Source organism: Pseudobacter sp. (assembly GCF_051955275.1).
GTDB lineage: Bacteria > Bacteroidota > Bacteroidia > Chitinophagales > Chitinophagaceae > Pseudobacter.
In genome coordinates this window covers 1-6,324 of record NZ_JBQCGW010000325.1, presented here as the reverse complement: position 1 = coordinate 6,324, position 6,324 = coordinate 1, and the positions used below count along the sequence as shown (strand labels likewise).

7 protein-coding genes are annotated in these 6,324 nt (G+C 50.0%); 3 read left to right on the top strand and 4 right to left on the bottom strand.

Annotated elements, in window-relative coordinates; genetic code table 11:
* Both ACTHMC_RS29395 and ACTHMC_RS29390 read left to right on the top strand, forming a co-directional pair.
* The coding region (locus ACTHMC_RS29395; protein WP_440418654.1) for an MFS transporter at nt 1-1,579 on the top strand (1,579 nt) is incomplete at its 5' end.
* A 79-nt stretch (nt 1,580-1,658) separates the two neighbouring features.
* Nucleotides 1,659-2,633: an ROK family protein gene (locus ACTHMC_RS29390; protein ID WP_440418653.1), complete on the top strand. Its 975-nt coding sequence runs from the start codon at nt 1,659-1,661 to the stop codon at nt 2,631-2,633.
* A 3-nt stretch (nt 2,634-2,636) separates the two neighbouring features.
* On the opposite strand, the gene ACTHMC_RS29385 is transcribed toward ACTHMC_RS29390, so the two are convergent.
* The 3 genes from ACTHMC_RS29385 to ACTHMC_RS29375 all read right to left on the bottom strand — a co-directional run bounded on the left by ACTHMC_RS29385 (nt 2,637) and on the right by ACTHMC_RS29375 (nt 5,433).
* Entirely contained in the window at nt 2,637-3,590 is a 954-nt protein-coding gene (locus ACTHMC_RS29385) for a phosphodiester glycosidase family protein (RefSeq protein ID WP_440418652.1), read from the bottom strand.
* A gap of 12 nt (nt 3,591-3,602) precedes the next feature.
* Nucleotides 3,603-4,538, bottom strand: a complete 936-nt coding sequence (gene lipA, locus ACTHMC_RS29380) for a lipoyl synthase (RefSeq protein WP_440418651.1) — start codon at nt 4,536-4,538, stop codon at nt 3,603-3,605.
* Nucleotides 4,539-4,626: 88 nt separating this feature from the next.
* Nucleotides 4,627-5,433 (bottom strand): hypothetical protein, encoded by an 807-nt coding sequence (locus ACTHMC_RS29375; RefSeq protein ID WP_440418650.1) that lies wholly within the window; start codon nt 5,431-5,433, stop codon nt 4,627-4,629.
* A 49-nt stretch (nt 5,434-5,482) separates the two neighbouring features.
* Here ACTHMC_RS29375 and ACTHMC_RS29370 point away from each other — a divergent pair, with 49 nt between their 5' ends.
* On the top strand, nt 5,483-5,905 hold the full coding sequence (locus tag ACTHMC_RS29370; RefSeq protein WP_440418649.1) for an OsmC family protein: 423 nt from the start codon (nt 5,483-5,485) through the stop codon (nt 5,903-5,905).
* Here the strand turns inward: ACTHMC_RS29370 and ACTHMC_RS29365 are convergent.
* Nucleotides 5,880-6,324 (bottom strand): DUF2851 family protein (locus ACTHMC_RS29365; protein ID WP_440418648.1); only part of this gene is annotated, 445 nt, incomplete at its 5' end. The two genes, ACTHMC_RS29370 and ACTHMC_RS29365, sit on opposite strands and share 26 nt — an antisense overlap.

Below are 6,324 nucleotides of genomic sequence, written 5' to 3'. Positions count from 1 at the left end.
GGGATTCGTTGCTGCTTCCAACAGTATCTTTATCCCTTTCTGTAAAGAGTTCTTTCACCTGGACCAGATCCAGTCTCAGCTCATAGGTTCTGCCTTTTACGGCGCGTACTTTTATGGTTCATTGATCCTCTTCATCGTTTCCACCGTAACGGGTGTGGACATACTGAACAAGATAGGATACAAAAAAGGCATCATTTACGGTTTACTGATCTCGGTAGTAGGCGCAATAGCGCTGGCTGTTATCAGTGGGTCGGACGCTCCCACTTTTGCTGCCGTACTGGTTGCCTTCTTTATCATAGCACTTGGCTTCTCGCTTCAGCAGACTGCTGCGCAGCCTTTCGCCATTGCATTAGGACCCGAAGAAACCGGCGCTCACCGTCTGAACATGGCTGGTGGCGTTAACTCTTTCGGTACCCTGCTCGGACCACTGGTGGTTAGCTTCCTCCTCTTCGGTACTGTGAGAGAAGGAGAAAGTGCCCCTGCGAACATCTCCAATATCCAGACCATGTATTTCTTCCTGGCTGGCCTGTTCATAGTGGCATCCATCGTATTTGCAGTTGCCAAACTTCCCAAGACCACTTCCAGCGAAAAGCTTGAAACAAGTCCCAAGGCTATGGTGGCCCTGGTAATCATCAGTGTGCTCTTCCTGCCTGTATTGTTTGCTGACCTTATCAAAGCTCAGGCTGGTATTTCCAAATCCACAACCATCGTAACTTCTCTGGCTCTTATCCTCCTGGTGCTCTTCGGCAGTATGGCAATGGCCGCGAAGAACAAATCCGGATGGGGTGCCATGGCCTATCCGCAACTGGTACTGGGCATGATCGCCATTTTCATCTACGTGGGTGTGGAAGTTACTATCGATAACAATTTTGGTGCCCTCCTCAAACTGCAGGAGTTCGGCGGGTACGATGAAGCACATATCTCCCACCTGATCTCACTCTACTGGGGTAGTCTGATGATCGGCCGCTGGACGGGCGCTGTAAGCGTGTTCAATCTTCCTCCCAAAACAAAGAAAGTGCTGGGCATCATCGTTCCTTTCCTGGCTTTCGGCGTGATATTGCTGGTGAATCTCATCAAGGGCAACAAGGTTGACGATTTCCTGATGTACCCCATCTGTATCGCAATTGCGGTGGGTGCGTTCCTGTTTGCCAATGAAAGGCCTGTAAAACTCCTGCTTTCCGTAGCGGTACTTGGTTCCATCGCCATGGTTATTGCCTTGTTGAATACGGGCATGGTGGCCAACTTCGCCATCATTGCCACCGGTCTTTGCTGTTCTGTAATGTGGCCCTGTATCTTTGCACTGGCCGTGAGCGGTCTGGGCAAGTACACAAGCCAGGGTTCTGCCTTCCTCATCATGATGATCCTGGGTGGCGCTATCATTCCGCCGGCACAGGGTGCAATCATCGATATCGATAAGGTGGCAAACGGTGCAACTATCATGGGAACAACGTATACTCACTTCTCTTATGTAGTTCCATTACTTTGTTTCGCTTATATTGCATGGCATACACTGAAAACAAAATCAGTGCTGAAAAAACAGGGACTTGATGTGGACGCGCAGGTTGCTGCCAGCCACTAGTTCTGTGACACAAGTGATCTCTAAACCGAATGTTCTCTGTAACAACATGCACACACACTTAACAAACGAGGTAAAGGATATGGTAAGTCAACGTCAGGATTATGCGATAGGTATCGATATCGGTGGTACCAACACCGTGTTTGGAATTGTAGATCATCGTGGTGATATCTCATATCGTGGCGCTATTTCTACCAGGAAACACAACAATCCGGACGATTTCATAGAAGAATTGTACCACGCGCTGCAGCCCGCTATCGACCAGGTAGGTGGAATGGATTCCATCCGAGGCATTGGCGTGGGCGCGCCGAATGGTAATTATTATAATGGTACCATCGAGTACGCACCTAATTTACCGTGGAGAGGCGTTGTGCCTCTCCGCGATCTGATGACAGCCCGTTTTCAGACTCCCTGCTCACTCACCAATGACGCCAACGCGGCTGCAGTGGGAGAAATGATGTATGGCGTTGCACGTGGTATGAAGGATTTTATCATGATCACGCTCGGCACGGGTGTGGGTAGTGGTATCGTGGCCAATGGTCAGCTGATCTACGGTCATGATGGATTTGCCGGAGAGCTCGGTCACGTTACCATCATCCCTGAAGGCAGACTGCATAAGGGAACCGGTCTGCATGGCTCGCTGGAAGCTTACGCGTCCGCTACGGGCGTGGCTTTGACGGCCATCGAGTTCCTCGACAGGGACCCTGCCGTTCCAAGTCTGCTCCGCAATTTCGCAAAGGAAGCCATCGATTCAAAAGTGGTGTATGATTGCGCCATGCAGGGAGATAAGCTGGCAAGCGAAGTATATGCTTTCACCGGAAAGGTACTGGGACTGGCCCTCGCCAACTTTGTGATGTTCTCTTCTCCGGAAGCGATCATCCTGTTTGGTGGTATGACCAAGGCGGGCGACCTGATCCTCAATCCTACGCGTGAGCATATGGAGAAGAACCTGTTACCGATCTTCCGCGATAAAGTAAAATTAATATTCTCGGAGCTGAAGGAAGCAGATGCTGCGATCCTCGGCGCGAGTGCACTGGTCTGGGAAATGAAGCTGTAAGCTTCATTTCCTTTTTTTGATAAGGAACACAGCAGGCACGGGCCGTTGTCCGGTTTTATCTGAAGGCTGTATCGTTTCTTTTCCATTTACCAGCATACAGCTGCTGCCGCCACCATCCAGGTTCAATCCTTCCACACACCCGAGTTCCTGCAGGATGCGGGCTGTTTCTTTTAAAGTGGTTCCATCAGCCACTCCTGGGGTTCTTCCCTGTATTACGAGTATGATGAGTTTGTCATTGGCCGTATAACCCATGGCTGTTCTCGGGTGACGGTCGTTTTCTCCATTCACGAATTTCTGTTCTTCTTTATTCGGAATAAAGATTTCGTGGTCTTTCAGCAATACGGGCCCGCCTCCTACTGCTGTGCGCATGCGCCACCATTTCCATCTGTCGAGTGTTTTGAGATCATCGATGGAAGGATCCGGAGTGATGCCTTTGGCAATAATGGGGCGCTCCTGGAAAGCATATGGCCAGCGTCGCGATGTGTCCGTGAAAACCCAGGCTACATCTGCTTTTCGGCGATTGTTGATACCGATGGAGCCGTAAGTGGGATAATAAAATGAATCCACCGTTTTGCTCTGCCTGAGCGAAGGGGTGTTGTATGCCACCAGCACGCCGTCTTTCATCACCAGGTTGAGGTTCTGATTGGTATTGAAAGAAAAGAAAGTGGTATTCACCACTACATATGGCTGATTTTCGTTTGCGTGATACTGTGAGGGTGTGAGTCTTTTACCATGACCGGTCTCCGCCGTGAATTCAAGCTTTTTGTCCTTCAGGTCCGCTTCTATGAAGTATCCCACAAACGGATGCCCGTTAAGGGAGTCTTTGGAAAGGAAGACTTTGATGCCAGATGGCAGGGGGCTGAATAAGGAGTCGGCTCTTTGCCAGTTCAGCTGGGCAAAAGAAAAGGGAACATTCAGTACAAACAGAATGCTCCCCAGCACGAAAAATCTTTTCAAGGTTTCTATATTTTAAGATACGAAAGCTGCTTTTTCAGCCTGCCATACACCTCTTCCATAACCTGGCAGCACGTGCTTGTCGCTATGGTAAGAAGAGCGGACCAGCGGACCACTTTCCACGTAATCGAAACCAAGCTCGTAGCCGATCTCGCGCAATTCAGCAAACTCATCAGGGTGAACGAAGCGCTGAACGGGCAGGTGCTTGCGGGTTGGCTGCAGATATTGTCCCATGGTGATCACATCCACACCGCTGTTGCGGAGGTCTTTCAGTGTCTGCACTACTTCTTCCTTGGTTTCACCGAGGCCGAGCATGATACCGCTTTTAGTGCGCATGCCGCCTGCCTTAAGGATCTTGAGGGTATCCATGCTTCTCCAGTATTTTGCCTGGATACGCACCTGGCGGGTGAGCCTTTCCACTGTTTCGATATTGTGGGAAACCACTTCCGGAGCGGCTTCTATCACTCGCTGGATATCTTCGCTTTTCCCTTTGAAATCGGGGATCAGTGTTTCCAGCGTGGTATCGGGATTAAGAACTTTAACTGCTTTGATGGTATTATGCCAGATGATGCTACCCTGGTCTTTCAGTTCATCACGGTCAACAGAGGTGATAACCGCGTGCTTCACTTTCATGAGGTGGATGGCTTCGGCCACGCGCTGGGGTTCATCCCAGTCAACTGGCTCTGGGCGGCCGGTGGCTACTGCGCAGAATCCGCAGCTGCGGGTGCACACATTGCCGAGGATCATGAAAGTGGCGGTACCATCGCCCCAGCATTCGCCCATATTCGGACAGTTGCCGCTCTCGCAGATGGTATGTAATTTATGATTGTCAACCAGTCCGCGTACATGCTTGTAGTTCTCGCCTGTTGGCAGTTTCACGCGAAGCCAGTTTGGCTTCTTGATCTTCGATTCGCTCTCTGCAACCTTATTAATGATCGGTAATTCCTGCATACGTTCGTTTTCGGGTGAAAATGGTCCGGGTAATACTAACAAACGGTTGGTCTGAAAGTTTACCGGGCGTAAAAGTACATCACTTTCATCATTTTCGCTTACCCAGCAGAAGGCTTACATATGCATTGAAGAAAAATTGCTTTGGGGGGGTGCGCATCAGCTGCTCCACTTTGGAAGAGTAGAATTCAGCATTGATACCGGCTTCCACGGCGGAAACGGTCTCGTTGAAACGTCCCCAGTCGAACCGCAGGGCCAGTTTGGCATGGGCGCCCGGGCGCACTTTCACGTCGCCCCAGCCTGTAAACGGACCAGCCGCACCTGTTTCTATAAAGCCACTGTCAATGATAGTGGGATAAGTTGATTTGAACCTGAAGTCTTCTCCGCTCCTTCTTACATTGATCATATAGGGTTTCTGCAGGCCGGCGCTGATGCCCCCGGCATATACGGCCATAACGGCCACCCCGTTCTTATTGCCTTTACCGCCGATAATGCGTTGCTGGCCAATTCCGAATTTGAGCTGGTAGAAATTATTTGTTTTGCCGAACACCACGGAATTGGTGCTGAATCCCCCGTTGGCAATCGGAAAACGCTTTTCCGTGCGGGTCTTCTTTTCATTCAGCTCTACCTGGTAGATCATTGCTACGCGCGGACTGTGGAAACGGCCGATCTCGTAGGAAAGTCCGTAGCCGTCAGAAGCCAGCTTGATGCCAAATATGCTTTGTTTTGAAAATATGATCTCTCCCTCCTCTTCCTGCTTGATCAGGGCATTGATACGTTCCCGGCGGGCATTCCTCTTCTCGTCCTTAGCAGTGGGCGATTTCTGTTTGGGATTCAACTGAGCCAGAGCAGCGTATGACATGGTACCTGTCAAAAGGAGCAAAACTATTTTCTTCACCGGCAATGATTTAATTATTCAACGTAAATTTAAGGCAAAATTCCACACAATGACCTCTGAAGTAGTTTACGAAGGAAATCTAAGAACGGTTTGTACGCACCTGCAGTCAGGCAATCAGATTCAGACGGACGCCCCGGTGGACAACCAGGGTAAAGGTGAAAGGTTCTCTCCTACTGACCTGGTGGCAACAGCACTGGGAGCCTGCATGATGACCATCATGGGCATCAAGGCACGTGATATGGAAGTTGACCTGGCTGGCACCCGTATCGAAACCCAGAAGATCATGAAGCAGGATCCACGCAGGATCGGAGGCATAAATTTAACATTTCATTTCCCGGATTCGCTGCAGCAACTCGATGAAAAACAAAGGACTATCCTCGAAAGAGCTGCGCATACCTGCCCCGTTATCTACAGTATCAATCCCGAGATCGAAGTAAAGGTTCAGTTCAACTGGACGGCCATTGCAGGCTGATCAGGCTATTGCCTATCGCGCAATCCAGGCATCGTTTACGGTCGCAGTACTGTGTTTTCAGTTCCAGCAAGGCCTGGCTTTCGAATGCAGAAACTGTTGTTGCGCCCATCAGTCTGAATTTATTGAGCACAGCGTTCTGCTCTGCGGGTAAATGCTGCAGCCATTGAATGGCCCGGTCTTTATATTGTTGTTCCCCTTTCCAGCATCCATATGCGAAAAGTACAGGGATGATGGTATTCAGCATGATATTATCGGTAAACTGCTCTCCCAGGTGCTTTGGCCTGGGAGGCGCTTTTTCTTTCAGCGTATAATGATAATCCCAGAATGAAAAGGCAGTAACGTTGAGCCATGAACGAAGCGGTTCCGGTGTGTCCGTTTCCAGTAACTGCTGAAACATGTGCTCCGTGGTATGCAGCAGC

Coding starts and splice junctions, on each gene's coding strand:
- ACTHMC_RS29390 (WP_440418653.1), top strand. CDS start 1,659: ATGGTAAGTCAACGTCAGGATTATGCGATAGGTATCGATATCGGTGGT.
- lipA (WP_440418651.1), bottom strand. CDS start 4,538: ATGCAGGAATTACCGATCATTAATAAGGTTGCAGAGAGCGAATCGAAG.
- ACTHMC_RS29370 (WP_440418649.1), top strand. CDS start 5,483: ATGACCTCTGAAGTAGTTTACGAAGGAAATCTAAGAACGGTTTGTACG.